Source organism: Deinococcus depolymerans (assembly GCF_039522025.1).
Classification (GTDB): domain Bacteria; phylum Deinococcota; class Deinococci; order Deinococcales; family Deinococcaceae; genus Deinococcus; species Deinococcus depolymerans.
This window is the reverse complement of sequence record NZ_BAAADB010000003.1, coordinates 79959-103458: the sequence shown is the minus strand read 5'-3', so window position 1 is coordinate 103458 and position 23500 is coordinate 79959. Positions and strand designations below refer to the sequence as shown.

Here is a 23500-nt window from a genome sequence, read left to right as displayed (position 1 = left end):
GATTCCCCCCCTGCGGCTGAGCGGCGTGGCGTCAGCGGATGTACAGGTAGGTTTCCTGCACGTCGCGGTCGGCGGCGTCGTAGGGTTGCAGGTAGGCGTCACTGGTGGCGTTCCAGCGGCCGTCGTCGTAGCTGCCGCGCAGCACGAGGTCGGTGGTGGGGCGCACGCGGGTGAAGATGGCGCGCACGCGTTGCAGGCCGCGCGGTTCGGCCACGTTGTACGTCACGCCGTCCTGCGCGCGGGGGAAGGTGGTGGTGCCGGCCGGCACGTAGGCGTTGCGGATCAGGGTGCTGGCGTACCCGTTGCTCTGCAGGGCGATCAGGGTCACGTACCCGGCCGTGCGGGTGGTGACGCTCACGCGCAGCGGCTCGCCCACGGCGTAGGTGCTGCCCTCGCCGCGGTCCGGGCGGAGGCTGGTGATCAGGTTGCTGCCCGATCCCTGCAGGCCCAGGTTGGGGCGGACGGTGACGGTGCAGGCGCTGAGACCCAGGGCCAGCGTGCCGAGCAGAAGTGCAGTGCGCATGCGGTCAGCATACCCGCCGAGCCTGACGGAAACCTGAGCGTCCCGCCGGCGGGGGTGACCGGCAGGGGGGGGCGGATGGTCAGCGGGAGCGCGTTCCCCGCCCCGCGGGACGGCGTAGCATGGGGCATGAACCGCGCCTCATACGGACTCGGATTGAATGGCTTACAAAGCCATTCAATCCGAGCGAAGCGAGTAGGAGCTGGGCGGGTTCCGGACGTGGCGTTGACAGCTCGGTGGTGTTCCGGTCTGTTGACGAAACAAACGGAAGCCGGATCATACGGACTGCGATCGCCAGGCGTTCAGGAGCTTTCCGGTCGGGCTGAGCGGCCCGCCGAGCGGCGCAGCTGCCCAGCCGCAGGCGCGGAGGGGGCGCCGCAGCCCACGGGCGGGTCCCGCCGTCCGCCGGGCCGCGCCGCGCGACTCGCCCGGACCGCGCTGACCGGAGGCGCGCTGCTGCTGGGTGGCCTGAGCGCTGCCAGCGCCGCCCCCGGCACCACGCCGAGCAGCCCGCTCCCGGCAGGTGCGCCGGCCGCGTCCGCCGAGGGCGGGTACTCCAGCAACCGCTTCTTCGCGGACCTGAAGGCCGGACGGGTGGCGCGGGTGGTTCTGTCCAGCGCCGGGCAGGCCAGCGTGAGCTTCGTGGACGGCAGCCGCCCGCGCTCGCTGATCGTGCCGGCCGACGGCGCGACCCTGACCCGCATCCGCGCGGCGGACGTGCCCCTGCAGGTGACGCAGGCCGGGTCGGCGTTCGGGTGGGTGGGGCAGCTGCTTCCCCTGATCCTGACGGCCCTGATCCTGGTGGTGCTGTGGCGGAACATGCGCGCCCAGGGGGGTGGGGCGGGCGCGGCAGGCACGTTCGGGAAGTCGAAAGCCGCCGTCATCAGCGAGGGCCAGATCAAACTCAACTTCACCGACGTCGCCGGCTGCGACGAGGCCAAACAGGACCTCCAGGAAGTCGTCGATTTCCTCCGCCACCCCGAGAAGTACCACCAGCTCGGCGCCCGCATCCCCCACGGCGTGCTCCTCGTCGGCCCCCCAGGCAGCGGCAAGACCCTCCTGGCCAAGGCCGTCGCCGGTGAGGCCCGCGTCCCCTACTTCAGCATCAGCGGCTCCGACTTCGTCGAGATGTTCGTCGGTGTCGGCGCCGCCCGCGTCCGCGACCTCTTCGAACAGGCCCGCAAGGCCGCCCCCTGCATCGTCTTCATCGACGAGATCGACGCCGTCGGCCGCAAACGCGGCGTGAACATGCAGGGCGGCAACGACGAACGCGAACAGACTCTCAACCAGCTGCTCGTCGAGATGGACGGCTTCTCCAGCGGGCAGGAGGTGATCATCCTGGCCGCCACGAACCGCCCGGACGTGCTGGACGCCGCGCTGCTGCGCCCGGGGCGGTTTGACCGGCAGGTGGTGGTGGACGCGCCGGACGTGCGGGGCCGCGAGCAGATCCTGCGGATCCACGCGCGGAAGAAACCGCTGGACGCCAGCGTGGACCTGGGGGTGGTGGCGCGGCGCACGGCGGGCATGGTGGGCGCGGACCTGGAGAACCTGCTGAACGAGGCGGCGCTGCAGGCGGCGCGGTCGGGGCGGACGCGGATCGTGGGACGGGACGTGGACGAGGCGCGGGACCGGGTGCTGATGGGGCCGGAGCGGCGGTCGCTGGTGGTGCGGGAGGCGGACCGGAAGGTCACGGCGTACCACGAGGTCGGGCACGCCCTCGCCGCCCAGCTCCTGCCCCACGCCAACCGCGTGGCGAAACTGACGGTCGTGCCCCGGGGCCGCGCCGCCGGGTTCATGATGCCGGACGCCGACGACCGCCTGCACGTCACCCGCCCGGCGCTGGAGGACATGATCGCCGTGGCCCTCGCGGGCCGCGCGGCCGAGGAGGTCGTGTTCGGCGAGGTCACGACCGGCGCGCAGAACGACTTCCAGCAGGCGACCGGCATCGCGCGGCGCATGGTGACCGAGTGGGGCATGGGCGACCGCATCGGGAAGGTCGCGCTGGCCAGCAGCGAGAGCGGCTTCCTGGGCGGCGGCGCACAGCTGCTCCCCATGAGCGAGGCCACCGCCGCCGAGGTGGACCGCGAGGTTCGCGCGCTGATCGACCATGCCTACGCGCGGGCCACGCAACTGGTCGGCGAGCACCTGGGATCCGTGCACGAGATCGTGAAGGTCCTCATGACCCGTGAGACGCTCAGCGGTGAGGAGTTCAGCGCGTTGCTCAGTGGCGCGGAACTCGAGCCGCTGCCGCCGGTCACGCCACCCGCCCCGGCGGGCCTGATGGGTTGACAACCAGGGACAACCGGGTTGCCAGCTCCACGTCCGGAGGGGCGTTTCTCTCCTCTGCGGAGCAGCTCTCCGAGTCGCACCCGCTCGGATTGAACGGCTTTATAAGCCATTCAATCGGAGTCCGGATCAGATCTCGCGTTCTTCCGGATCGCGGCTCAGACTGGGTTCCACCGGGGGGTTCTGTCGGTTCTGGGTGCTGGTGTCCTGCGCGGGGGGCGGCGTGGGTGTGCCGTCACGGGTCAGGCGGATCTCGATGGGAGACCCGCTGAAGTTCAGGCTGCGCTGCGGGAAGGGAATCTCGATGCCGGCCTCGTCCATGGCGATCTTGATGCGGCGGTTGAACTCGCGGCCCAGCGCCCACTGGCTCTTGGGCTGCACCTTGTACAGCGCGCGCAGGGTCACGCCGTCCGGCGCGAGCTGCACCACGCCCTGCATCTCGGGTTCCTCCAGGAAGAAGTGCCGCCAGTCGGGGGATTCGTACAGTTCGGTGCTGACCGCCTGCAGGACCTTCAGGGCCTCGTCCACGTTGGCGTTGTACGTGACGTCCACGGCCGCCACCACGCGCGACCAGTCCTTGCTGCTCACGCTGACCGTCTGGATCTGACCGTTCGGGACGATGTGCATGGTGCCGTCCAGGGCGCGCAGCGCCGTGACGCGCAGGTTCAGGCGTTCCACGCCGCCCGAGAGCTGCCCGGTGTTGATGGTGATCACGTCGCCCACCCCGTACTGATCTTCAAGCAGGATGAAAAAGCCGTTGAAGACGTCCTTGATCAGGCTCTGCGCCCCGAACCCCACCGCGAGACCCAGCACGGACACCCCGGCCAGCAGGCTGGTGGCGTTCAGGCCGATGGCCTGCAGGGCGGCGATGAGACTGATGATGACCACCACGACCCGCAGCGTGCTCTCCACGACGCCCTTGAGGGTCTGCACGCGCACGCTGCGGCGGTTGAATTCCTGTTCGGCCACGATGCGGGCCGCGAAGGTGCTGATCAGGTTCCAGGCGATCAGGGCCATGGCGACCACGACCACCAGCTGCCCCGCACTGTGCCGGAAGCCGCTGCTGATGTCGCGGCCCAGGTCGAACAGGACCGGCACGCTCGGCAGGTACGCCACGAACGTCGCGACCGCCAGCCAGCCGGTCACGACCACCAGCCACCACACCCACCTGAGCGGGGCCAGCAGGCGGCGCGGAATGTGCGGGCTCAGCGCCCCGATCAGCAGCCGCCCGAAGCGGTAGATGGCGTACGCGAACAGGGCTGTCAGGGCCAGTCCGACCCACACCTGCGGTTTCATGACTTGAATACTCAGTTCAGCCAGCATGTCCCCCACCTTACCCACGGACAGGTGAGTGGTGTGGGGGAACCCTTCAGTGCTGGGCCTGGAAGGCGGCCTCCAGACGGGGAATCAGGCTGGATTCGTGGGCGCGGGCGGCGCGCAGCAGCGCGTTCTTGACGGCGCGGGCGTCGGCGCTGCCGTGCCCGATGAACGCCAGACCCCGGACGCCGATCAGCAGGCTGGCGCCGTAGGTGCTGGGGTCCATGCGTTCGGCCAGGCCGCGCAGCGCGCCGCGCACCAGCAGGCCGCCCAGTTTGGTTTTCAGGCTGCTGCCCAGGGCTTCTTTCACCCAGCCGAACAGGACCTTGGCTTCACCCTCGGCGAGTTTCAGGACCACGTTCCCGGTGAAGCCGTCGGTCACGACGATGTCGGTGGTGTTCCGGAAGATGTCGCGGCCCTCCACGTTCCCGTGGAAGTTGATGCCCTGGCCGTGCAGCTCGCGCAGCAGTGCGTGCGCCTCCAGGACGAGCGCGCTGCCCTTGTGGTCCTCCTCGCCGATGGACAGCAGGCCCACGGTGGGGTTCTCGCGGTCCTCCACGACCCGCAGGTACACGCTGGCCAGCCGCGCCCACTGCGCGTAGTAGCTGGCCTTCACGTCGGCGTTGGCGCCCACGTCCAGCAGGGTCGTGAACCCCCCGCGGGCCGGCAGGTGCGTGAGGATCGCGGGGCGTTCCACGCCGCCGATGCGGCCCAGCGTCAGCAGCGCGGACGCCATGGTCGCGCCGCTGTGGCCCATGCTGACGGCCGCCGACGCGCGGCCCTCCTTCACGAGGCGGGTGGCGACGTTGATGCTGGCCTGCGTGCGGCGCCGCACGTCACTGGCGTGTTCGTCCATGCCGATCACGTCGGTCGCCTCGACCACCTCGATGGGCAGCGCGGCGCTCCCGGCGTGCTTCCCGAGTTCCGCGTGCAGTTTCACGCGGTCCCCGACCAGCACCACGCTGACACCTGCACGGGCCGCCAAGACGGCTCCCTCGACGTTCGGCGCGGCGCCGTGGTCGCCGCCCATGGCGTCGAGCGCGACCGGCAGGGACTTCGGGGCTTCAGCGGTCATCGGATTCCTGCAGCGCCGCGGAGGTGTAGAACGGGCGGTGCTCGCTGCCGCTGTTGCCACGCGACTCGCTGGGCAGGCGGTAACCGGGACGCTCGACCTGCTCGCGGATGTCCTTGAAGTCCACGTACCCGTCGGCGGCGTTGCGCAGTTCGTAACTGGTCATCTCGGCGATGCAGGCCACGATCACGCGCTTGCCACGGGCGCGCAGCACCTCGACCGGACGCTCGAAGTCGCCGTCGCCGGTCAGCAGCACGGCCGTGTCGTAGCGGTCGCTGGTGGACAGCAGGTCCGTGACGATCTCGATGTCCAGGCTGGCGCGGCGGTAGGTGTCGCCGCCCTCGTCGGTCGCCTCGCGCAGCGGGCGGGTGCGGACGGTGTACCCCATGTACGTCAGCGCGTCCGTGAAGCGCTTCTGCTTGTCGTCGATGGGCGTGGGAACCGCCGTGTAATAGAAGGCGTTGTACAGCGAGCCGCCCGCCGCGAAGTGCTCCAGGATCTTGCGGTGGTCGAAGTTCCAGCCGAGTCGTTTGGCCGCTGCGTACACGTTCGCGCCGTCAATAAAAAGTGCAATGCGTTCCATCTGATGTCTCTCCTGTGCCGCCTGCCCGTGGGCAGGCCGCGCCACGCCCCCGGATGGGGAACGTCCGCCCGTCAGGATACCTGACGCCCGCACGGCCCCCAATCCCCCCGCCCCGCCGCTGGCGGCCCGGCCTACGCGCCGGGAGAGGACGGTGGGTGCAGCGCCGGTCGCAGCGCCGGGTCATGCAGCGCGTCCCAGACCTCGGCGCGCAGGCGGGCCAGGTCCACCCCGGCGTACGCGGGCGGCAGGGTGTCCAGGTGTCGCGCGGCCTTGTGGTAGTTGCGGTGCGTGAGGCTCCCGTGATGCCAGCGCTTGTGCAGCGCCGCGGCCAGCAGGATCACGCCCTGCAGGAAGGCCCGGTCCGGCCCGGACGCCCGCTGCCAGGGGACCTCCCAGGCCTCGTGCGCCTCCCACCACTCGCCCCGCGCGAACAGGGCCGCGCCGAGCCGGAGGGCCTGCACGTCGGCGGCAGTCCAGTGCGGGGGCCTCCAGTGCGCGGGCCAGGGGTCGGTCACGTCCCCACCCTAGCGCGCGGCGCTGCCCGGCCGGATTGGAAGTCCGGTCACGACGGTTAAACGAGCGGTGAGCACCTTGCCCATCTCGCCCCCATCCCCGGCATGCCCCCCGGGCGTATAGTTGGTCGCATGAAGCCTGTGGAACTCACGGACAGCAACTTTAACGACGAGATCGCCAGCGGCCTGACCCTGGTGGACTTCTGGGCCCCCTGGTGCGGACCGTGCCGCATCATCGCGCCCGTCATCGAGGAACTCGCCGGGCAGTACGAGGGCCGCGTGAAGATCGGCAAGGTCAACGTCGACGAGAACCCCGTCACGCAGGGCCAGTACCGCGTCATGAGCATCCCCACCCTGATCCTCTTCAAGGACGGTCAGCCCATCGAGGGGGTCGTCGGTGCCCAGCCCAAACGCGCCTTCGAGACCCTGCTCGACAAGCACGCCGCCCCGGCCGACAAGGCCGCTGCCCAGCCCAGCGCCTGAACCTCCATCACGACGCGCCCCGGTCTGATGACCGGGGCGCGTTGACATGCAGGGAAGCGGGAGGGGGGGGCGGGGCGCGGAAGGCAGCGACCGGGTGGGGGGCGGTCATGCGGGCAGCGGCGCTTCAGGGCGACCGGGCAACGTGGGCGCCCACTCCCCTTCCCGCGCCCTGCGTGTCGCCTTGCGCTTCCCCCCGTCTGTCCTCATACGGACTGCCGTTTGTTTCGTTCACAGATCGGAACACCACCGATCTGTCAACTCCACGTCCGGAACCCGCCCAGCTCCTCCTCTGCGGGGCAGCTCTCCGAGTCGCATCCGCCCGGATTGAACGGGCTTTGCAGCCCATTCAATCGGAGTCCGTATCAAATCCGCACGATGTCCGGTGGCGTCCAGGCGTGCAGGGCCTCGCCCAGCAGCACTTCACCGTCGGGCCAGTCGCCGTGACCGCTCGCGACGTTGATGTGCCCCGCCTCGCCCGCGGAGATGAACTCGGCGTCCCAGGCATCCGCGAAGGCCTGCGCCCGCTCGAAGCTGGCGAAGGGGTCGTTCTCGCTGGCGACCACCAGCGCCGGGAACGGCAGGGGCTGCGTGGGCACCGGGGCCATGCCCGCCACGGTGGGGTACTCCTCGAACGCCCGGTCCGCGTCGGTCGGGCCGACCAGCAGCGCGCCCTTCACCCGCGCGTGCCCGCCCGTCAGGGCCGCCCAGTGCACGATGGTCAGCACCCCGCACGAGTGTCCGACGAGCACCAGTTCGCCCGGCGTCGCGTCGATCACCTCCTGAAGTCGCTGCGACCACGCCGCCGGGGTCGGGTGGTCCGGGTCGTCCTGCCGCACGCGCGCCGCGCCGAACTTCTCGGTCCACAGGGACTGCCAGTGCTCCGGGCCGCTGTCCCCCAGGCCCGGCACGATCACGATGCTCGGTGTCATGCGCTCAGGCTAACGCCTGGCTGATGGGTGATGGGTGATGGTCAACAGCCTGGGCGCGGGGTGCCCGACTCTCCACCCACTCCCTCCTTGCGGCAATCCCCTCACGCCTCCAGCAGTTCGACCTGCCTTCCGTCGGGGTCCTGCACGAAGGCCATGTCGCGGCCGCCGGGGCTGGGTTGCAGGTCGCGGGTGACGGTGACGCCGCCGGCGCGCAGGGTGGGCAGCAGGGCGCGCAGGCCGGTGACGTGCAGGGCGACGTGTTCGGCCCAGTGGGGGTGCGGGGCGGGGGTCTGTTCCGGGATCTGGAAGAACTGCAGGCGGCCCTCGCCGAGACGCAGGACGGCGCGGCGGTAGCCTTCGGGGGTGGTGAGGTTCTTCTCGGTGACGGCGCCCAGGGTTTCGTAGAAGGCGACCGTGGCGTTCAGGTCGCGGGTGAGGAACGAGACGTGTTTCAGCATGCGGTCAGGGTATACGCTGGGCGGCCTGCCTGACCGGTCGTTCGGGGTCATCCCTCCCCGCCGCGCGGTGACATAGTGCCGGGCATGGAATACCGCAAGTTGCAGGGCACCGACCTGACCGTCAGCGCGGTCGGGTTCGGCGTGTGGACGGTCGGCACGACCTGGTGGGGCGTCAAGGACGAGGAGATGGGGAGGGGGCTGCTGCGCCGGGCCTTCGATCTGGGCGTCACGTTCTTCGACAACGCGGACACGTACGCGTCGGGCCGCGCCGAGGAACTCCAGCGTGAGGCGCTGGGCAGCGTGCGCGATCAGATCGTGATCGGCACGAAGTTCGGGTACGACATCTACAACCACCCGGACCGTCCGGGGCAGCAGGAGCGTCCGCACGACTGGACGCCCGCGTACCTGCGAAAGGCGCTGGAAGGCAGCCTGAAACGCCTGGGCACCGATTACATCGACTACTACCAGCTGCACAACCCGCGCATGGACGCCATCGCGCCCGGTTCGGCGCTGGCGGACGACCTGTGGGCCGAACTGGACCGCGCCAAATCCGAGGGTCTGATCCGCGCGTACGGCACGGCGCTGGGGCCGGCGCTGAACGAACGGCAGATCGAGGAAGGGATTGCCAGCGTCCGGGACCGCCGTGCGCCCACGCAGATCATCTACAACCTCCTCGAGCAGATGCTGGGCGAGGCGATCCTCCCGGCGGGCGAGGCGGCGGGGGTGGGCGTGATGGCCCGCGTGCCGCACGCCTCCGGGCTGCTGGAGGGGTACATGACGCTGGACACCGAGTTCGAGCCCGGTGACCACCGCAACTGGCGCATGACCACCAACGCCCGGCGCAAGGCCTGGATGGAGGACGGCCTGAAGAAGGTCGAGCAGCTTCAGGCGCAGTTCGTGGAGGGCCGTGGCCGCACGGTCGGGCAGCTGGCGATTCAGTTCGCGCTGCGTTCCCCGGTCATGGCGAGCGTCCTGCCGAACATCTACTCGGCGCAGAACCTCGAGGAGTACGCCGCGACCTTCGACGCCGCGCCCCTGACCGACGCGGAGTTCGGGGCGATTCAGGCGCTGTACCGGGAGAACTTCGGCCTGACGCACGACCTGCGCGGCGAGGTCGTCGCGGGGGCCGCGCAGTGAGCGGCCGTCCTGAAGGCACCGGTCCCGGGGGTGCGATGCCCGCCGAGACGGGAGCGCCCGCACCCGCCGCGCGTCCGGGTCGCCCGAAGATGATGGTGGACCTCGACCCGAGCGGTCAGGTGACGGGCCGTGAGGCCGACCGCGCCAACCGGCAGTTCCTGAACTACGCGTTCTTCAAACTGGACCCCGCCTTCCGGCGGCTGCCGCAGGCGGAACGGGACGAACTGAAGGCCGAGTTCCTCGCCGCCGCGCAGGGCTGGGTGGCCGACGCACCCGCCGAGAAGGGCCTGATCCTGCGTCCGTACTCGCTGGTGGGCGTGCGCGGCGACGTGGACTTCATGCTGTGGCGCATCGCGTTCGACGTGCGCGACTTCCAGGAATCCCAGGCCCGCCTGAACCGCACGCGCCTGATGGGCTACCTGACGCAGCCGTACAACTTCATCTCCATGAACAAACGCAGCCAGTACGTGAACCGCGTGGAGGGCAGCGGGCACGGCCTGGAGATCCTGCCCGGCCAGGGGCAGTACCTGTTCATCTACCCGTTCGTGAAGACGCGCGCGTGGTACGACCTGACGCCGCACTCCCGCCAGGGCATGATGGACGAGCACATCAACGCCAGCGTGCCGTTCAAGGGCGTGCGTATCAACACCAGTTACTCGTACGGCATCGACGATCAGGAGTTCGTGGTGAGCTTCGACAGCGACTACCCGCAGGAGTTCGTGGATCTGGTGCACCGCCTGCGTTACACCGAGGCGAGCATGTTCACCCTGCAGGACACGCCGATGTTCACCTGCGTGAAGAAGGACCTCGCGGGCGTGCTGGACGACCTGGGCTGAACGGACCCAGGTGGGAGGCGGCGGTCCGCGTGGGCCGTCGCCTCCTCCGCTGTCTACAGGCGCTTGTAGTAGATGAGCGTGCCGTTCAGGCGGCCGTCGGGCGTGAGGGCAAAGTCCGGGATCTCGCCGACCAGGGTGTAGCCGGCAGTCTCGTAGAGTTTCCTGGCGCCGCCGTCCACGGAGGTGTCGAGCGTCAGCAGGGTGCGCCCCCGGCGGGCGGCCTCGGCCTCGGCGGTCCTCAGGAGGCGGGTGGCGACGCCCTGGCCGCGCCACGCCGCGCGGGTCATCATCTTGGCGATCTCGGCGCGGTGCGGCTGGTTGGGCGGGAAGTCCAGCAGGAGCGTGACGGTGCCGATCAGTTCGGGGCCGTGCCACGCCCCGTACAGCACGCGCCCGCCTGCCTCGGCGGCGTTCAGGGACGCCTGCCAGAACGCGCGGGCGTCGGCGGGCGCCAGGGGGTGCATGAAGCTGACGGACCCTCCGGCGGCGACGGTCTCGATCAGGAGTTCACCGAGCTGGGGCAGGGCGGCGTGGGTCAGCGGTGTGATCTGGAGGTCAGTCATGGGGTCAGCTCCGGGCGAGTGCGACGAGGTACGTGCAGGGGTGGGCGGTCTCGTTGGCGATGACCACGTCGGCAGGCGGGCCGAAGCCCAGGCTGTCCCCGGCGTGCAGGTGGTGGGTGTCGCCGCCCTCGGTGACCGTCAGCTGCCCGGATTGCACCTGGATCACCTGCCGGATCAGGGCGTACGAGGAGGCGGGCAGCGCGGCCTGCCCGCCGGGAGGCATGGTGACCTGCACGAGTTCGACCGGGTGGTCGGGGCGCATGAACACCTGCGTGCGGGTGTAGCCGGTGGCCGGGTCGCGCCAGACGGGCTGGTCGGCAGCGCGGGTCAGGCGGCTGGCGGCGGCCTCGGCGCGGACGAGCAGGCCGGCGAGCGTGAGGTCGAAGGCCCCGGCGAGGCGCACGAGCAGCGCTGCCGTGGGGCTCATCTCGCCGCGTTCGATGCGGCTGATGCTGGCGCGGGCCACGCCGGAGCGCGCGGCGAGGTCGGCCAGGGACCAGCCGCGCGTCTCGCGTTCCAGGCGCAGGCGCTGGGCGATGGCGTCCGTCGTTTCGTCGCGCATGGTAGACACTCATCCACTATACGCGACAGGAGGGACACTGGAGACGGTTACAGGTCTACGCCGTCCAGGGTGGCGACACCGTGCTTCAGGGCGTACAGCGCCGCCTGGGTGCGGCTGTCCAGGCCCAGTTTGCCCAGCAGGCGCGAGACGTGGGTTTTCACGGTGGCCTCGCTGACGTTCTGGTCGGCGGCGATGTCGCGGTTGCTGTACCCGTGCGCGATCAGTTGCAGGACGATGGTTTCCTTGGGAGTGAGGCTCTCGCGCATCTCGCCGCCCCGGAAGTCCCGCACGAGGCGGCGGGCCGCTTCCGGGTGCAGGCGCACCTCGCCGCGCGCGGCGGCGTGAATGGCGTCGGCCAGGGTGTCACTGCTCGCGTCCTTGAGCATGTAACTGATCGCGCCGGCCTCGATGGCGCCGTTCACCTTGTGTTCCTCCAGGGTGCTGGTCAGGGCGATGACCTCGGTGTCCGGGTGGGCGCGTTTCAGGGCTCGGGTGGCGGTAATGCCGTCCATGACGGGCATCATCAGGTCCATGATGACCACGTCCGGACGCAGCGCGGCCACCTGCGCCAGCGCCTCCTCGCCGTTGGCGGCCTCGCCGATCACGTCGATCAGCGGGTCGAGGCCCAGGAACAGACGCAGGCCCTGGCGGACGACGGCGTGATCGTCGACCAGCAGGACGCGCACGGAAGGTTCGGAACTGGGATTGGTCATGGGGTGTCCTCCAGGGGACTCAGGGTGAAGTGAGCTCGGGGCGCGTCCACGAACACGTCGAGGTCCGGGGCCAGCGGGGCGGGCGTTCCGAGCGGCCAGGACAGGGTGTCGCGGTCCGTGAACCGCACCCGGACCTTCAGGGCGGGCGGCAGGCGCAGGGTCACGTCGCCGCTCTGGGTGCGGATGTCGAGGTTCCCACGGGTGCGGGGCGTGGCGCTGACGGTCAGGTTGCCGCTGGCGCTCGTCAGGGTGGCGCGGCCCGTCACGGTGGGCAGCGTGAGGCGCACGTCGCCACTCTCGGTGCCGACACCCAGCGTCTGGGTGCGCATGGCGCTCAGGTCGAGGGTCTGGTCACCGCTGGCGGTGTTCACGCGCAGCGCGTCGGGAGCCGAGCCGGGCGCGGCGCGGACCGTGACCCGGCCGCTGCGGGTCACGACGCTGAGCGCCCCGGCGGCCCGGGCGGGCAAGTCGAGCGTCTGGTCGCCGCTGTCGCTGCGCAGCGTCAGGGCGCGCAGGCGCAGGCCGCCCAGGTCGGCGGTCACGTGCCCGCTGGTGGTGACGCTGCCCAGCGTGAGCGGCAGGTTACGCGCGAGCCGCAACGTGGCCGTGTGCTGCACGGGTTCCGGCCCGGCCACGATCACGCCCCCCCGGTCCAGCGGCTGCACGCGCAGGGACAGCGCGGCGTTCAGGGTGCGTCCCTGGCGGGTCACGTCGGCCTGGACGGGATTGCGGGCGCGGTGGTGAACGCGGCCCTGCACGGCCAGGGCGCTGCCGCGCGGCAGGGCGCCCAGCAAGACGTTCACGCGGTCCCCGGTGAAGTTCAGGGTGGCGTTCTGCGCGAGGTCCAGCGGGAGGGGGCCGTCCAGCGGGACGCTCAGGGGCGTGTCGAGGACGCTCATGCCGGGCGTGGGGTGCAACGTGACGTTCTGCCAGGTCAGGAGGGCGCCGGCCCCGGCCAGCAGGAGCCCGCCCGCCATGCGGGCCAGAACCGGCAGCAGGGACCGTGAGGGCGGCACGGTCGTCACGGGCGTCCTCCTGGCGCGGCGACCGGCAGGGTCAGGGTGACGGTGGTGCCCTCCCCCGGCTCGGACTGCACGCGCAGGGTGCCGCCCGCCCCGGCCGCACGCTCACGCATGCTGCGCTGCCCGAGCGTGCCGCGCCCCTGCGCGTGCGGGTCGAAGCCGCGCCCGTCGTCCCGGACGGTCAGCGTGACGTGCGGGCCGTCCTGCGTGAGCGACACCCACACCTGCGCGGCGCGGGCGTGCTTGACCACGTTGTGCAGCGCTTCCTGCGCCACGCGGTACGCGGCGGCCTGCACGTCCGGGGCGAGGTCCGGTTCGCGGCGCAGCTCGGCGTGCACCTGCAGGCCGTGCCGGGCCTCCAGGGCGTGCGCGTGCTGGGTGAGCGCCGCGATCAGGCCGCCCTCCTCCAGCGCGTCCGGGCGCAGGCTGAACAGCAGGGCCTTCATCTCGGACACGCCCCCCTCGGCCAGCCGGATGGTGTAGTCCAGGCTCTGTCGCGTCCGGGCCGGGTCGCGTTCCAGCGTGGCGCGGGCGGTCTTGGCGCCCAGCGTGATGCCGTACAGGGCCTGCGCGACGCTGTCGTGCAGTTCGCGGGCCAGCCGGGCGCGTTCCTGCTCCCCGGCGCGGGCACCGGCCCGTTCGATCAGCTGGGCGGCGTGCAGGGCGGTGCCGGCGTGATCGGCGATGCTCAGCAGGAACGCCAGTTCGTCCGCGCCGGGACGCACGCCCGGGCGGTAGCGGGCGCGCAGCGTACCGCCGTCCAGCGTGCCGGCCGATACCGGCAGGACCGCCAGCAGCCCGCCGTCCGGCAGGGGCAGCACGTTCGCCTCGCCCGGCGCGGGCACCGGCAGGCCCGCGGCGTTCAGGGCCGGCCCGGACGGATCGGGGGTGCCCGGCAGGTCCTCCCAGGGGTCCGGGTCGCTGGCGGCGCGCAGGGTGCCGTCCGGGGCGTACACGGCCACCTGCGCCGCCGAGCTGGCCGCGAGGGCCTGCGCGGTCAGGTCGGCCAGCGTGGCGTCGAGGTCGTCGCCGAGCGCCACGCGGCCGGCGGCGCGGCGCAGCGCCACCACCTCGCGGCGCGCCGCCTCGTCCCCGGTGTCCAGGGTCAGCAGCGCCGCCACCAGCCGCGTCCACAGGCGCCCCATCAGGTTCAGGACGCCGGCCGTCACGACCAGCAGGCCCAGCCCGGACAGCATCAGGCCCGCGACGGCCAGCGGGCCGGGCTGCACGGTCCACTCGTTCCACACGACCGGCACGACCGACCCCAGCGCCCAGCCCGGCGCGGACAGGCCCAGCAGCGCGGCGCCCAGCAGCGCCACCAGCACCACCCAGCACACGGCGCCCAGCGGCAACTGCACCACGTGAAACAGCAGCGTGCGGTACGTGACCGGCGACGACAGCTGGGCGCCCAGCCACGCCAGCACGCCCGCGTAGGACGCCGGAACGGGCCGCCGGAACGTGACGCCCAGCACGCCCGCCGCGGCGCGCTGCAGGTCGCCGAGCGCCCCGACCAGCCACACGGCGCCCACCAGGGCCGGGGCCCCGATCAGGAGCGGCAGGGTCAGCAGGCCGCCCGTCACGACGACCGTCAGCAGCGCCGCGACCAGCGCCCCGACCGGCAGGGTCAGCAGGACGTAGGCCGCCGCGCGGTAGGTGGTCGGGTCGAACAGGTCACGCAGCGGACCGCCACGCGCCCGGCGTGGGGTTCCCGTGTGTGCGCGGCCCATGACCCTCATCATGCCGCGCAGCGTAGCGCCGTGCGTCCCGCCGCTCGTCCCACCAAAGGGGGAGGTGCGGGCGGGACGCGCCCAGTTTCCCCTCTCCCCCCTCAGGGGCACGGCCGGGCGCGGTCTTTCCCGGGGGCCCGTGCGAGTCCGTTCGCTTCGGAGACGGCAGTGGGTCGGAGGCGCCGCGGGTGGCCCGCGACGCCCCCGACGGCCGCTGTCAGCCGGGAATGCGGATCTTCTGCCCGACCTGGATCAGGTCCGGGTTGCTGATGTTGTTGTAGTGCGCGATCTTCTTGTACTCCATGGCGTCACCGTAGTACTTCTGCGCGATGCCGCTCAGGGTGTCGCCGGCCTTGACGGTGTAGACCGTGTCGCCCGTGCCGGTGTCCTTCTCCCTGGCGAGTTCCTTGGCGCCGGCGGCGACCTTCAGGCCGCTGACATCCACGGACGCCACGCCCTGCACGTCACGGGCGAGCTGTTCAGCGAGGCGTTTCTCGTGGTCGTTGTCCACCACGCCGCGCAGGATGACGCTCCTGCCGCTCTGCAGCACGTCGATGGGATCGTCGGCCAGTTCGCCGTTACCGCGCAGGGCCTTCAGGACCGCCTTGGCGACGCGGCTGCTGTCCTCGATCTCGGTGTCCTCGGCGCGGGCGTTCATGTTGCCGGTCGTGGGGTGCAGTTCCGGGGTGGCCTCCTGCACCGTGGCCGACGGGACGGCCGGCGCGGGCTGCGCGGGCGCGGCGGCCTGTTCCTCGAAGGTCACGCCGCTCGTGTCGACGCTCTTGACGCCGTTGATGCCGCCAGCAACGGCGTTGATCAGGCCCAGGTACCGCTCGTTGGGAACCATGCCGGTCACGGTCACGGTGCCGCCGCGCTCCTGTACCTGCAGGCCCAGGTCCTTCAGGCGGGCCTGCTCGTTGATGGCGTCTTTGACTCGGTCAGCGGTGCTTTTTCCAAAAGGCCACATGGGGGCAGCGTACACTGCCCGGCCGGTCGACCGTGAAATACCCCACGTTTCTTAAGGTCCGCTCAGCGTTCCATGACCGGCAGGCCGGCAGCGCCCTCATGTCCGTGCCGGCCCCCGCCGACCGAAGCGACAGGCCCGTGCCGGTGGCGGCGGGGAGCGGGCAGTTCAGGGCGCGGGCGGCAGGAGCGGCTGGCGGATCCAGCGCTGCAGGGTGTCCCCGGCGGGATCGCCCAGGGTGCGGCGGACGAAGGCCAGCAGGTCGTCCGTGCCGACCACCGGTCCGGCCTGCCCCTGGGCGTAGGCGCGCAGGAAGCGGCGGAAGGCGGGGTCGCCGACCTGCCGGCGCAGGGCGTGCAGGGCGAGCGCGCCGCGCTGGTAGGCGCTGGAATCGAACAGTTCGGTGGCGTCCGTGGCCACCAGGGGCCGGGTGCCGCGCCGCTGCAGGGTCGCGTACCACGCCTCTGCCAGCGGGCGGGGGTCCTGTCCCAGGTGTTCGTGCCACAGCAGTTCGGCGTAGGTGGCGAAGCCCTCGTTGAGCCACACGTCGGACCAGTCGCGCAGCGTCACGCTGTTCCCGAACCACTGGTGCGCCGTTTCATGCACCAGCACGCGGTCACTGCTGGACGCGACGGGCATGGTCGAGAGGGTCGCGGTTTCCAGCGCCGGCAGGTGGGCCGTGACGACCACCGACCCGTACGTGGCGAACGGGAACGGCCCGAACCAGTCACTCAGGACGCCCAGGATCTCGCCGGTACGGCGGTACGGGGCGCGGACGGCGCCCGGCGTGCCCGGCGGGAAGTAATCGCGCCGGGCGACCGCGGCGCCTCCCTCGCCGACCGGAACGGCGGGGCTGCCCTGCTCTTCGAGGGGACCCAGGTGCACGGCCAGGGCGTAGGTGGGAATGGGGCGGGTCTGCTCGAAGGTGACGGTGTGTGCGCCGGGGGTGTCGGTCACGCGGACGCGTTCGCCGCTGGCGACGGCGGCCGTGCCGGGCGGGACGGTCAGGGTGACGGTGAAGGTGGCGGGGTCCGATGGGTGATCGTTGACCGGCAGGAAGGTGCGGGTCCCGTCCGGTTCCCCGAAGGCGAAGTTCGCGCCGCCCCCGACCTTCAGCGGGTCCGGGACGGCCTGCCAGCCCAGCGTGAACGGGAACACCGGGTCCGGCAGCAGGCCCGCCACGCCGGCGTAGCGCAGCGTCACGCTCGCCTGCTGGCCGGCGGGCAGGGCGCGCAGGATCCGCAGCTTCCCGCCGGGGCGGTCCTGCCGGTACGGGACGGGCTGTCCGTCCCAGCGGGCGAACGTGACGGGCGGCCCCAGGAAGTCCAGGCTGATCAGCGGCAGGTCGCGCGTGGCGCGCAGGGTGACGGTCACCTCGCCGCTCAGGGCGCGGGTGCCGGGCTGCGTGACGGTCAGATGCACGTCGTAGTGACGGGCGTCCAGGTCAGCCTGCCCCAGCGTGGGGTACAGGGTGTCCCCCACCGGCCGGTCCCGGGTGGCGGGTTCGGCCGCGGGTGGGCTCTGCGCGGCGGCCGGCAGCAGCAGCGCCCCGGCCAGCAGCCACCGGCCCCGGCGGGCGCGGCGTGACGGGCGGGCGGCCGGGCGCACCGGGAACCGGGCCTAGATGGGGTAGTACGCGCGGGGCTGGCCGCGCACGAAGTCGCGGGTGGGCACCCAGATCAGCGGGTTGCGTTCCTCGACTTCGGGCGGCGGGCCGTAGCGGACCAGGGACTCGACCTGCTCGAACGGAACCCACTTGACGCCCACGACCTCGGGGTCGGTGGGGTCCAGTTCGCCGTGGAAGGTGGCGGTGAAGCGCCCGAAGATGGCGTAGCACTCGTTGCGGGTGCCGGGCAGCAGTTCGCCTTCGAGCAGGCTGACGAACATCAGGTCCGTGACGGTCAGGCCGGTCTCGAACAGCACCTGACGGACGGCGGCGTCCCCGAGGGTCTCGCCGGCATTGGCTTTCCCGCCGGGCAGGCCGTAGAAGATGCTGCCGTCGTCCATGCGTTCCTCGACGAGCAGCAGGTGCCCGTCGCGGATCAGGTACACGTGCGCGGCGCGCTTGATGGGCAGGGTGCGCGACAGGTTACTCATGTGAGTGGCAGTCTAGCGCGCCGGGGTGCGTCTCAGGTGGTGCCGGGGGCGCCCAGGGCGGCCAGCACGTCGTCCGGCAGGCGGGCGGGGCGGTACTGGTGGTCGGTGGCGATGTGGCGGGTCTCGCCGGTGGCGAGCAGCTCGTCGCCGCGCCGCACCTCGTAGGTGAAGGTCAGGGTGCGCGAACGGACGGCCGCCACGCGGGTCAGGACCTGCAGCGTGTCGTCGTAGCGGGCGGCGCGGCGGTACTCGACGTTCAGGCCGGAGAGCATCAGGTAGTAGCCGCGCGCCTCGACGTCCCGGTACGGCAGGCCCAGGGCGTTCATCAGGTCGGTGCGGGCCACCTCGAACCACACCGGGTACGTGGCGTGATGCACGACGCCCATGGCGTCCGTCTCGGCGTAACGGACACGGATGACCGTCGGGGGTGTCGGCGCGGCGGTCACAGGATGACGTCCGACGCGGCGTGGAATTCCAGGGTGGGCGTGCGGCGCAGCTTCACCTGGTCCGCCACCTGGCGCTGCAGGTGCCCGCGTGCGCCGCGCAGCGCGTCGAGCAGTTCGTCCATGTCGCCGGTCATGGCGCTGACGTACACCCGCGCGATGCCGTAGTCGCTGGTCACGCTGATGCGCTCGACCGTCACGATCATGGGCACGCGCGGGTCCCGCAGGCCCGAGATGGCCTCGCTGAGCACGCGGGTCAGCTGCGACTGGAGCTGTTCGGGTTTCATGCGCGCACCGGGGCGGGAACGGAAGGGCGGGAGAACGTCAACATCCCCGCATGGTAAAGCATGCCGCCGCCCGGTCACGGGCCGGGCACGGTCCGGTCACGGGGTCCGGCGCAGGGTGAGGGTCGCCGCCCCCCCAGGTTCCAGGCACCCGGCCCGGAACCCGGACCTCTCCCGGGTGGACAGGAGGAATGCCCATGCGCCGCACCCCGATCCGTTCCCTGACCCTGCAGTCCGCGACCCGGCCTGCCCGTCTCCTGCCGCTGCTGGCCAGCGCCGCGCTGTTCGCCGGGTGCGGCGCGCCCGCGCAGGGCCTGGCGTCCCTGTCGGCCACGGGGCCGGTCATGGCCGGCCGCCTGGACGTGCCCGGCACGTACGAGCAGGTGTGCAGTTCGCTGGAGGAAGCCGGCTGGAGCCTGCTCGCCGTGTCGTTCCAGGATGGGAAGCGCCGGTACCTGTACCTGCTGCCCGGCCCGGACGGCCGGGTGCAGTACGCGCTCGTGAGCGGCACGTCACCCGTGCAGCTGGAGATGTACGCGGGGCGTCCGGCGCTGGGTCAGAGCGCCACGGCCGATTGACCCGGCCCCCTGCGTTCAGGCCGGCCTGGAAGTGGCTCAGCGGGCGTAGCGGCGGCCGGTGTAGTCCGTGAACACCCCGATGCCGTAACTGACCTTGCGGACACTGTCGAGCACCGCCTGTCCGTTCCAGGCGATGCCGGTGGAACTGCCGCCGTCGAGCAGCAGGGCGTCGCGGACACCCAGGCGGGCCATGACCCGGCCCATCTCGGTGGTGGTGAGTTTCGCGTGGGTGCTGACCAGCACCAGGTCGCGGTTGCTGATCAGGCCGATGGCGCTGCGGGCCGCGCGGCCGAACAGGGCCGGGTCGCGGAACGCGGCGCTGTAGTGCGTGAGCAGTTGCCCGCGGCTCAGGATGCGCGGTCCGGTCGCCACGACCGTTTCCATGCCGGCCCACGTCGTGTCGAGCGGGCGGCCCAGCAGCGGCGTGGTGCTGACCCGGATGGTGGCGCGGTTGTCCGGCGTGATGGCCAGCGCCATCGGAATGCGCCCCCAGGTGAGCATGCGGCCCTGCATGACGATGTCCCCGGCCGGCGCATACGTCTGCGGGTGAAAGTACGAGCCGTTGATGATCACCTTCGCGCCGCTGGCCCGCGCCAGCTGACTGACGCGGGCGCCGCTGCCGAACGCGACGCGGGGGCTGGCGAGGACCGGCGCGATCAGGGTGGTGCGGTAGCGCAGGTCCACGTTCGCGATCCGGACCGGTACGTTCAGCGGGGACAGGCGCTTGAAACTCACGGGGGACCGCACGGGCCGCGGCGGAATGGGCACCGGCACGCGGGTCGGGACGAGCAGTTTCCGGCCCGGCACGATCAGGCGGGCGCTGTTCAGGCCGTTCAGGCGGCGCAGCTGGTCCACACTCAGGCGGTAGCGGGCGGCGAGGCGGGCGGGCGTGTCCCCGGTCGCCATGCGCACGTAGCGGTGCACCACCCGGATCTCGGTGGTGGCCCGGGCGGGGCGGGCCGTGCGGGGCGGGATCTTCAGGACCTGACCGGGGTGGATGACGCTGCTGCCCAGGCTGTTCCCGGCCTTCAGGGCGGCGACGCTCACGCCGTAGCGCGTGGCGACGCTGCCCAGCGAGTCGCCGGGGCGCACGGTGTAGCGCGTCCCGCCGGCCGGCCGCGCCGGGGCGGTGGCCGCGCCGGGAAGCCGCAGGACCTGCCCGGCGCGGATGGTGTCTCCCTTCAGGCCGTTGGCGGCGCGCAGGGCGGCCACGCTCGTGCCGGCACGCGTGGCGATGCGGTACAGGGTGTCCCCGGCGCGGACGGTGACGGTCCGGGCGGCCGGGGTGGTGGCCGCCAGCGCGGGACCGGCCGGGCCGGTCAGGCCGAGAAGGATCAGAAGAAGCAGGGAGGTTCGGCGCATGACGTTCCACCTGATCACAGTTGCGTCGGCGCGGTGTGAAGGCCACCTGACGTGAGGTTCATGCCGGGCCGCCGGGCGCGGGAGGCGGGTCAGGTGCCGGGCGTGCTGCCGGGGAACACCGCCACCCGCCCGACCATGTACGCGCAGCCGTACAGGAACAGCGTGACGACCGGCAGGAAGCGCAGCCCCAGCCGGTGTTCGATCAGGCGTCCACGGACCAGCACCTCCAGCACGTACAGGCTCAGCAGGCAGAACGCCGCGTACATCCAGTGTTCCCAGTCGCGGCTGGGGTCGGCCGGGTAGCCGTACTTGCTCAGGCCGCCGCCGACATCGGTCGCGCTCGGGACCTTCGCGCCGCCCAGCGCCATGATCACGCCGGTCATGCCGGGCAGCAGCGTCAGCACCCAGGTCAGGCGCAGCCACATCAGGAAGCCCGGCCCGACACGGCCCTTCACCGCCGGCGCGACACTCCAGATCAGCAGCACCAGCGTGGCGAGCGCGTACGGGGTGGGAAACAGCAGCGCGAACGCATTGTTGAACTGATACCCGTGAATCAGGCGAAGGAACTCCATGCCCGCAGCGTATCGCGGCGGCGGGGCGGGGAGTGGGTGGGTCCTCCCCTGGCCCTGCCCTTCCGGCCAGGAAGTCCCGTATGGACCCATACGGATTCCGATTGAATGGGCTGCAAAGCCCGTTCAATCCGAGCGAAGCGAGTGGGAGCAACACGGGTTCCGGGCGTGGCGTCGGCCCCCCGGAGCGTGGGCGGGGTGTGAACGGAACAGACGGCCGTCCGGATCAGCCCAGGAAGTCCACGACGGCGTGCGGGGGCAGGGGCGTGCCAGGGGTCAGGACGGTGTTCTCGCCGGCGACGCGCAGTTGCAGGGTCTCCGGGGCGCGCAGCAGCAGCAGGTCCCGGCCGCTGAGGCTGACGCTCAGGCCTTCCAGCGCGGGAGACCGCAGGGTCAGGCCGAGGTCCGTGACCGGCGCGTGGACGCGCAGGGCGTGCTCGCCGTAGGGACCGCGGACGTGCAGGACGGGACCGCGGCTGTGCAGGGCCAGCGGCAGGCCCAGCCCGGCGAGGCTGCCGAGGGTGGGGTGCGGGGCGCGGGCGCGGCGGGCGACCGCCACGCCCAGCAGGGTGCCGGGGCGGACGACGTCACCGGGCTGCAGGAGCCGGGCGCCCTGGCTGACTTCCAGGTCGGGCGGAACGCGCAGGACGCGCAGGCCGTCGCGGTGCTGCTCGGCCCGCAGGCCGCTCAGGTGCGGCACGCGCGCCATCTGGCCCAGGTCGAAGGGACCGCCCAGGGGCGTGGGAACGCTGCTGACCTCGCCGTCCGCGCCGACCAGGGCGATGGTGCGGTCGTCGCGGTACTCCAGTCCCTCCACGGGGGTGGGCGCGGCGGGGCGGGGGGCGCGTCCCGGGGCGGCGGGAGCGGCGGGCCGGGCGCGCCAGCCGAGCAGCAGCGCGGCGGTCACGGCCAGCGCGACCGCCCAGGCCAGGGGCGGCAGGGGGGGGCGGGCCGGTGTGGGCGGCGTGACCGGTGTGGGCGGCGTGACCGGTGTGGGCGGCGTGACCGGGGCGGGCGGCGTGACCGGGGCGGGCGGGCCGGGCCGGGGCGGCAGGTGGCCGCCGGCCGCGCCGGTCAGGGTGGGCAGCGGCTGGGGTGGCAGTCCGGGAAGGTCCAGGGTGGGCGTGACGCGCTGCCCGGCCGGGAGGCCCAGGCCCGTGAACTGCACGGTCAGTTCGCGGCTGCCGGGCAGGGCGCGCACCTCGGCGTGCAGGCCAGGGGCGCCGCGCACGGTTGCCGCGCCGAGCGGCAGGCCCGGCGCGGCGCGGTAGCGCAGGGTGGCGTGCTCGCCGGCGCGGAGGCTGAGGTCCTCGCCGGGGTTCAGCCAGGTGAGCAGCGGGGCGCGGCCGGTCAGGCGCAGCAGCACGCGGCGTGTGCGGGGCGCGACCTGCCCGGCGGCGGCGCTGGGCGGAGCGCACAGCAGCGCCGCCGCGCCGGCCCGGACGGGACCGTTCAGGGTGAGGGGCAGGCCACTGGCACCGGCCTGCGGAGCGTTCAGCTGCAGGCTGCGTGCGCCGGGACCGGCGTGCAGGGTCAGGGGCGTGCCGGGCGCGAAGGCGGCGCTGGCGGTGGCGGGGTCCGTGACGGTCAGCAGGCCGCCTTCCAGGCCGGTGCCGGCGGGCGTCTGTCCGGTCAGGTCCGGGATCTGGCGCAGCGGGAGGGTCAGGCCGCTGGCGTAGTCGCTGTCTTCCAGGGCGGTGCGGGCGGCGGCGGGAATGTCGGTGCCCAGCGCCACGTAGTGCAGCCGGTCGAGGGGGCCGCGGGCGGTGAAGGCGTTCAGGGCGGCCCGCGCGGCCCCGGCGGGCGCGGCGCGGTCGTTGTCGATGCCGTCGGTCAGGACGAACACGGTGGTCAGCGTGTCCGGCTGGCGGTTCAGGGGGCTCAGGGCGTCTTTCAGGCTGCGGTAGAGGTAGGTGTTGTTGCCGTCGGCGCGGGTGGCGGCCAGCGCGGCGGGCCAGCTGGCATTGCGGGCAGGGTCGCTGAAGGTGCGGCGGGTGCGCAGGCCGCCGTCGAAGGTGATCAGGGTCAGTTCGTCCGGGGTGCGGGTGCGGACGTACCGGGCGACGCTGGCCTTGACCTGCTCGAAGATGTCGGCGCGGCCGTCGCCGAGGCCGCGCATGCTGCCGCTGGTGTCCAGCACGATCACGGTGCGGGTACGGGTGGGAAGCGGCCCGTCCGGGAGGGTGCAGCTGGCCTGGGGGGAGGCGGTCTGGGTGCCGCGGGGCACGGGGCCGGGCGGCCGGGTGGTCTGCGCGGCGGCCGGGGTCAGCAGCAGGCCGGTCAGCAGCAGGCCGGTCAGGGGCCGGGGCCGCCGTGCCCGGCAGGCCGGTGACGGGTCGGTGGTCGGGGAGGCGCGGTCCATTCGTGCCGTATTTTGACGCCTTTGTGGGGCCGCGCAGCGGCGCGTCTGGTGGGGGTGGTGGGATGCCGGCAGGGGAAGCGCGGCCTGCACGGTGTTTCTGCGACCCGGACGGCAGCCGGAC

25 protein-coding genes are annotated in these 23500 nt (G+C 72.3%); 5 read left to right on the top strand and 20 right to left on the bottom strand.

All coding sequences use genetic code 11. From position 1 onward, the window contains the following. Positions 1–31 precede the first annotated feature (31 nt). Complete coding sequence (locus ABDZ66_RS00885) at positions 32–523, bottom strand: DUF4384 domain-containing protein (protein WP_343755045.1); 492 nt, start codon at positions 521–523, stop codon at positions 32–34. A gap of 435 nt (positions 524–958) precedes the next feature. Here ABDZ66_RS00885 and ftsH point away from each other — a divergent pair, with 435 nt between their 5' ends. Further along, on the top strand, positions 959–2809 hold the full coding sequence (gene ftsH, locus ABDZ66_RS00880) for an ATP-dependent zinc metalloprotease FtsH (protein WP_425544388.1): 1851 nt from the start codon (positions 959–961) through the stop codon (positions 2807–2809). A 126-nt stretch (positions 2810–2935) separates the two neighbouring features. Here ftsH and ABDZ66_RS00875 read toward each other — a convergent pair whose 3' ends face one another. From ABDZ66_RS00875 to ABDZ66_RS00860, 4 genes are all read right to left on the bottom strand, one after another. Further along, the gene (locus ABDZ66_RS00875; RefSeq protein ID WP_343755043.1) at positions 2936–4129 is read right to left on the bottom strand and encodes a mechanosensitive ion channel family protein; all 1194 of its coding nucleotides are present in this window, start codon (positions 4127–4129) and stop codon (positions 2936–2938) included. 46 nt (positions 4130–4175) lie between these two features. Continuing rightward, positions 4176–5198 carry a phosphate acyltransferase PlsX gene (gene plsX, locus ABDZ66_RS00870; protein ID WP_343755040.1) on the bottom strand — a complete coding sequence of 341 codons (1023 nt, stop codon included), beginning with the start codon at positions 5196–5198 and terminating at the stop codon, positions 4176–4178. After that, the gene (locus ABDZ66_RS00865; RefSeq protein ID WP_343755038.1) at positions 5188–5778 is read right to left on the bottom strand and encodes a LabA-like NYN domain-containing protein; all 591 of its coding nucleotides are present in this window, start codon (positions 5776–5778) and stop codon (positions 5188–5190) included. Before ABDZ66_RS00865 ends, plsX begins: the two co-directional genes overlap by 11 nt. A 131-nt stretch (positions 5779–5909) precedes the next feature. Beyond that, positions 5910–6293, bottom strand: coding sequence for a DUF309 domain-containing protein (locus ABDZ66_RS00860; RefSeq protein WP_425544381.1), 384 nt, complete (start codon positions 6291–6293; stop codon positions 5910–5912). A gap of 129 nt (positions 6294–6422) precedes the next feature. Between ABDZ66_RS00860 and trxA the strand changes: the two genes are divergently transcribed. After that, positions 6423–6773, top strand: a complete 351-nt coding sequence (gene trxA, locus ABDZ66_RS00855; protein WP_343755036.1) for a thioredoxin — start codon at positions 6423–6425, stop codon at positions 6771–6773. Between the two features lie 362 nt (positions 6774–7135). Here the strand turns inward: trxA and ABDZ66_RS00850 are convergent, their stop codons facing one another. Next, positions 7136–7702, bottom strand: a complete 567-nt coding sequence (locus ABDZ66_RS00850) for an RBBP9/YdeN family alpha/beta hydrolase (RefSeq protein ID WP_343755033.1) — start codon at positions 7700–7702, stop codon at positions 7136–7138. A 101-nt stretch (positions 7703–7803) separates the two neighbouring features. After that, positions 7804–8160, bottom strand: coding sequence for a VOC family protein (locus tag ABDZ66_RS00845; RefSeq protein ID WP_343755031.1), 357 nt, complete (start codon positions 8158–8160; stop codon positions 7804–7806). 84 nt (positions 8161–8244) lie between these two features. Here ABDZ66_RS00845 and ABDZ66_RS00840 point away from each other — a divergent pair, with 84 nt between their 5' ends. Further along, positions 8245–9297: an aldo/keto reductase gene (locus tag ABDZ66_RS00840; RefSeq protein WP_343755029.1), complete on the top strand. Its 1053-nt coding sequence runs from the start codon at positions 8245–8247 to the stop codon at positions 9295–9297. An 89-nt stretch (positions 9298–9386) separates the two neighbouring features. Beyond that, complete coding sequence (locus tag ABDZ66_RS00835; protein WP_343755814.1) at positions 9387–10133, top strand: chlorite dismutase family protein; 747 nt, start codon at positions 9387–9389, stop codon at positions 10131–10133. A gap of 53 nt (positions 10134–10186) precedes the next feature. Here ABDZ66_RS00835 and ABDZ66_RS00830 read toward each other — a convergent pair whose 3' ends face one another. From ABDZ66_RS00830 to ABDZ66_RS00785, 10 genes are all read right to left on the bottom strand, one after another. Continuing rightward, positions 10187–10696, bottom strand: a complete 510-nt coding sequence (locus ABDZ66_RS00830; protein WP_343755027.1) for a GNAT family N-acetyltransferase — start codon at positions 10694–10696, stop codon at positions 10187–10189. A 4-nt stretch (positions 10697–10700) separates the two neighbouring features. Further along, positions 10701–11258, bottom strand: coding sequence for a helix-turn-helix domain-containing protein (locus ABDZ66_RS00825; RefSeq protein ID WP_343755025.1), 558 nt, complete (start codon positions 11256–11258; stop codon positions 10701–10703). A 47-nt stretch (positions 11259–11305) separates the two neighbouring features. After that, positions 11306–11971, bottom strand: coding sequence for a response regulator (locus ABDZ66_RS00820; RefSeq protein ID WP_343755023.1), 666 nt, complete (start codon positions 11969–11971; stop codon positions 11306–11308). Continuing rightward, complete coding sequence (locus tag ABDZ66_RS00815) at positions 11968–12996, bottom strand: DUF4097 family beta strand repeat-containing protein (RefSeq protein WP_343755021.1); 1029 nt, start codon at positions 12994–12996, stop codon at positions 11968–11970. Before ABDZ66_RS00815 ends, ABDZ66_RS00820 begins: the two co-directional genes overlap by 4 nt. Next, entirely contained in the window at positions 12993–14732 is a 1740-nt protein-coding gene (locus tag ABDZ66_RS00810; RefSeq protein ID WP_343755019.1) for a sensor histidine kinase, read from the bottom strand. Before ABDZ66_RS00810 ends, ABDZ66_RS00815 begins: the two co-directional genes overlap by 4 nt. 205 nt (positions 14733–14937) lie before the next feature. Beyond that, a complete protein-coding gene (locus ABDZ66_RS00805) occupies positions 14938–15687 on the bottom strand; it encodes a BON domain-containing protein (RefSeq protein ID WP_343755017.1) in 750 nt (249 codons plus the stop codon). A 165-nt stretch (positions 15688–15852) separates the two neighbouring features. After that, positions 15853–17292, bottom strand: coding sequence for a M1 family metallopeptidase (locus ABDZ66_RS00800; protein WP_343755015.1), 1440 nt, complete (start codon positions 17290–17292; stop codon positions 15853–15855). A 12-nt stretch (positions 17293–17304) separates the two neighbouring features. Beyond that, entirely contained in the window at positions 17305–17781 is a 477-nt protein-coding gene (locus ABDZ66_RS00795; protein ID WP_343755013.1) for an NUDIX domain-containing protein, read from the bottom strand. 32 nt (positions 17782–17813) lie between these two features. Continuing rightward, a complete protein-coding gene (locus tag ABDZ66_RS00790) occupies positions 17814–18227 on the bottom strand; it encodes an acyl-CoA thioesterase (RefSeq protein WP_343755011.1) in 414 nt (137 codons plus the stop codon). Beyond that, on the bottom strand, positions 18224–18511 hold the full coding sequence (locus ABDZ66_RS00785; RefSeq protein WP_343755009.1) for a ribosome-binding factor A: 288 nt from the start codon (positions 18509–18511) through the stop codon (positions 18224–18226). Before ABDZ66_RS00785 ends, ABDZ66_RS00790 begins: the two co-directional genes overlap by 4 nt. A gap of 194 nt (positions 18512–18705) precedes the next feature. On the opposite strand from ABDZ66_RS00785, the gene ABDZ66_RS00780 reads away from it, so the two are divergent. Then, positions 18706–19086: a hypothetical protein gene (locus ABDZ66_RS00780; RefSeq protein WP_343755007.1), complete on the top strand. Its 381-nt coding sequence runs from the start codon at positions 18706–18708 to the stop codon at positions 19084–19086. A gap of 36 nt (positions 19087–19122) precedes the next feature. Here ABDZ66_RS00780 and ABDZ66_RS00775 read toward each other — a convergent pair whose 3' ends face one another. From ABDZ66_RS00775 to ABDZ66_RS00765, 3 genes are all read right to left on the bottom strand, one after another. Then, on the bottom strand, positions 19123–20448 hold the full coding sequence (locus tag ABDZ66_RS00775) for a LysM peptidoglycan-binding domain-containing protein (RefSeq protein WP_343755005.1): 1326 nt from the start codon (positions 20446–20448) through the stop codon (positions 19123–19125). An 89-nt stretch (positions 20449–20537) separates the two neighbouring features. Beyond that, a complete protein-coding gene (locus tag ABDZ66_RS00770; RefSeq protein WP_343755003.1) occupies positions 20538–21020 on the bottom strand; it encodes a hypothetical protein in 483 nt (160 codons plus the stop codon). A 223-nt stretch (positions 21021–21243) separates the two neighbouring features. Continuing rightward, the gene (locus tag ABDZ66_RS00765; RefSeq protein WP_343755001.1) at positions 21244–23379 is read right to left on the bottom strand and encodes a vWA domain-containing protein; all 2136 of its coding nucleotides are present in this window, start codon (positions 23377–23379) and stop codon (positions 21244–21246) included. Positions 23380–23500 lie beyond the last annotated feature (121 nt).

Excerpts from the sequence above, each read along its gene's own strand:
- ABDZ66_RS00885 (WP_343755045.1), bottom strand. The coding sequence starts at position 523 with ATGCGCACTGCACTTCTGCTCGGCACGCTGGCCCTGGGTCTCAGCGCC.
- ABDZ66_RS00875 (WP_343755043.1), bottom strand. The coding sequence starts at position 4,129 with ATGCTGGCTGAACTGAGTATTCAAGTCATGAAACCGCAGGTGTGGGTC.
- plsX (WP_343755040.1), bottom strand. The coding sequence starts at position 5,198 with ATGACCGCTGAAGCCCCGAAGTCCCTGCCGGTCGCGCTCGACGCCATG.
- ABDZ66_RS00865 (WP_343755038.1), bottom strand. The coding sequence starts at position 5,778 with ATGGAACGCATTGCACTTTTTATTGACGGCGCGAACGTGTACGCAGCG.
- trxA (WP_343755036.1), top strand. The coding sequence starts at position 6,423 with ATGAAGCCTGTGGAACTCACGGACAGCAACTTTAACGACGAGATCGCC.
- ABDZ66_RS00850 (WP_343755033.1), bottom strand. The coding sequence starts at position 7,702 with ATGACACCGAGCATCGTGATCGTGCCGGGCCTGGGGGACAGCGGCCCG.
- ABDZ66_RS00845 (WP_343755031.1), bottom strand. The coding sequence starts at position 8,160 with ATGCTGAAACACGTCTCGTTCCTCACCCGCGACCTGAACGCCACGGTC.
- ABDZ66_RS00840 (WP_343755029.1), top strand. The coding sequence starts at position 8,245 with ATGGAATACCGCAAGTTGCAGGGCACCGACCTGACCGTCAGCGCGGTC.
- ABDZ66_RS00835 (WP_343755814.1), top strand. The coding sequence starts at position 9,387 with ATGATGGTGGACCTCGACCCGAGCGGTCAGGTGACGGGCCGTGAGGCC.
- ABDZ66_RS00830 (WP_343755027.1), bottom strand. The coding sequence starts at position 10,696 with ATGACTGACCTCCAGATCACACCGCTGACCCACGCCGCCCTGCCCCAG.
- ABDZ66_RS00825 (WP_343755025.1), bottom strand. The coding sequence starts at position 11,258 with ATGCGCGACGAAACGACGGACGCCATCGCCCAGCGCCTGCGCCTGGAA.
- ABDZ66_RS00820 (WP_343755023.1), bottom strand. The coding sequence starts at position 11,971 with ATGACCAATCCCAGTTCCGAACCTTCCGTGCGCGTCCTGCTGGTCGAC.
- ABDZ66_RS00810 (WP_343755019.1), bottom strand. The coding sequence starts at position 14,732 with ATGATGAGGGTCATGGGCCGCGCACACACGGGAACCCCACGCCGGGCG.
- ABDZ66_RS00805 (WP_343755017.1), bottom strand. The coding sequence starts at position 15,687 with ATGTGGCCTTTTGGAAAAAGCACCGCTGACCGAGTCAAAGACGCCATC.
- ABDZ66_RS00795 (WP_343755013.1), bottom strand. The coding sequence starts at position 17,781 with ATGAGTAACCTGTCGCGCACCCTGCCCATCAAGCGCGCCGCGCACGTG.
- ABDZ66_RS00785 (WP_343755009.1), bottom strand. The coding sequence starts at position 18,511 with ATGAAACCCGAACAGCTCCAGTCGCAGCTGACCCGCGTGCTCAGCGAG.
- ABDZ66_RS00780 (WP_343755007.1), top strand. The coding sequence starts at position 18,706 with ATGCGCCGCACCCCGATCCGTTCCCTGACCCTGCAGTCCGCGACCCGG.
- ABDZ66_RS00775 (WP_343755005.1), bottom strand. The coding sequence starts at position 20,448 with ATGCGCCGAACCTCCCTGCTTCTTCTGATCCTTCTCGGCCTGACCGGC.
- ABDZ66_RS00770 (WP_343755003.1), bottom strand. The coding sequence starts at position 21,020 with ATGGAGTTCCTTCGCCTGATTCACGGGTATCAGTTCAACAATGCGTTC.
- ABDZ66_RS00765 (WP_343755001.1), bottom strand. The coding sequence starts at position 23,379 with ATGGACCGCGCCTCCCCGACCACCGACCCGTCACCGGCCTGCCGGGCA.